Source organism: Psychrobacter sp., assembly GCF_036731945.1.
Lineage (GTDB): Bacteria > Pseudomonadota > Gammaproteobacteria > Pseudomonadales > Moraxellaceae > Psychrobacter.
This window is the reverse complement of the sequence record NZ_DAINDI010000123.1, coordinates 1570-3539: the sequence shown is the minus strand read 5'-3', so window position 1 is coordinate 3539 and position 1970 is coordinate 1570. Positions and strand designations below refer to the sequence as shown.

The 1970-nt window shown below is 45.1% G+C and carries 2 protein-coding genes; one reads left to right on the top strand and one right to left on the bottom strand.

Features of this window, described 5'->3' with window-relative positions; all coding sequences use genetic code 11:
• Window positions 1-319: IS3 family transposase (locus tag V7D75_RS14475; RefSeq protein WP_333615131.1), on the top strand; the 319-nt coding region annotated here is incomplete at its 5' end.
• A gap of 91 nt (window positions 320-410) precedes the next feature.
• On the opposite strand, the gene V7D75_RS14470 is transcribed toward V7D75_RS14475, so the two are convergent.
• On the bottom strand, window positions 411-1970 hold a 1560-nt coding region (locus V7D75_RS14470; protein ID WP_333615130.1), incomplete at its 5' end, for an inorganic phosphate transporter.

Genomic DNA, 1970 nt, shown 5'->3' with positions numbered 1-1970 from the left:
AAAGGCGTGCCGTGGTAAAAGATTAATGCTGCATTCAGATCAAGGCTGGCATTATCAAATGAAACCGTTTAATAAGGCGCTTAAACAGCATGGTATTAAACAAAGTATGAGCAGAAAAGGCAACTGCTTAGATAATGCACTGATGGAGGGGTTCTTCGGTACGCTGAAGTGCGAGACGATTTATATTGAGAAACCAAAAACAATTGAGCAGTTAGAACAACAGATTCATGAGTATATGCATTATTACAACCATGAGCGTATTCAACTTAAATTAAAAGGACTGAGTCCTGTGCAATACAGAACTCAGTCCTTGTTATAAAATAAACCGTCCAACATTTGGGGGTCAGTTCATGATAAGCGTTTTTTATTCTTTAATAAAACACTATAATAAATAACCATACAGCTTTATTTTAAAAAATATTACTTAATAACAGATAGCTGATGGCTGACATCGAGGCCGCCGCAGGCAGGGTAATTACCCATGCCAGACCGATAGGCTTCATTAGCGCCCAATTGGTATCACGATTGACGATGCCAATACCAAGCACCGCGCCAACCAGCGTATGCGTACTCGATACGGGCAGACCCATGGTCGAGGCGCCCATGACGACGGCAGCCGCAGCCAATTCCGCGGAAAAGCCTGAAGCTGGGTGCATTTTTGCTAGATTAGTACCGACAGTTTGAATGACCTCTTTACCGATAAACCAAAGACCAACGATAAGCGCCACACCAAAGGTCAACATCACTGCAGGCGGCACGGCAGCCTCGGTCGCTATGCTATTGGTACGGATAACGTCCATAATTGCGGCAAAAGGACCGACAGCGTTGGCGATATCGTTTGAACCATGACTAAAAGCAAAGGCGGACGCGGTAAAGACCTGCATCCAGCTAAACATAATAAACGTCGCTTTGGTCAAATCTTCTTTATGCTTGCCGCGGATACTCTTGGTATAAATAAAGGTCGCAAGCCATACCAGCGCTGCTATCATACCCATGATAAAAAAGCCTTGAATCGTCGTCATGTTACTGTTAACGTTCTTTAAGCCTTTGAACACCACCAACGAAGTCATGACCGCGCCGCCTGCGCCAGCAATAAGCGGTACCCATTGCTTGAGGGCTTTTAAGGTATCAAGATTGCTACGTTCGTGCTCAATCTTATAAAGCTCTTTGTAATAATCGGTTTCTAAATCCTCGATGTCGCAATCATCATCTTTATAGATTTCTTGATCGCGTAGCATCGCTGAGGTATATGCCAGTTGCTCTGACTCGGTCAAACTTTCTAGATACTCTTTGTGGTTTTGTTTGACGGTTTTTTTATCGTCTTTTAGCGTCGCAATATGCGCTTCGGTTTTATCATTATACTCAATAATATTTTTCTTAATTTGGCCGTATAACAGGTAAGAAAATACGCCGCCTAACACGGGTGAGATGACCCAAGAGATAGCAATTGTTCCAATCGTACCCCAATCGACGGTCGATAGTGCCATGTCGGTACCACCTAAAGAGATACCGAGCACAATGGAGCTACCAACGACGCCGCCAATAATGGCGTGCGTGGTAGAAACGGGCAAACCTTTTTTGGTGGCAAACAACAGCCAAAATGCCGCCGCGATAAGCGCTGAGAGCATGACATAAATAAACTGATTGGGTGAAACCGATAAACCATCTAAGTCAACGATGCCGCTGCGAATGGTATCGGTGACTTCACCGCCCGCCAGTACCGCGCCCGACACTTCAAATATCGCGGCGATGCCCAAAGCTTGCGGAATCGTCAACGTCCCTGCTCCCACCGAAGTACCGAAGGAGTTGGCGACGTCGTTACCGCCGATATTGAATGCCATAAACACACCAAAAGCCGTCGCTACGATGAATAACATCGTCTGCTGATGCATGGTGTAATCTAGACCCCACCACAAAAAGTAAGCGGTCATCGCAATCAGTAAAATGGCAAAAAATAGATTGATTCTCAT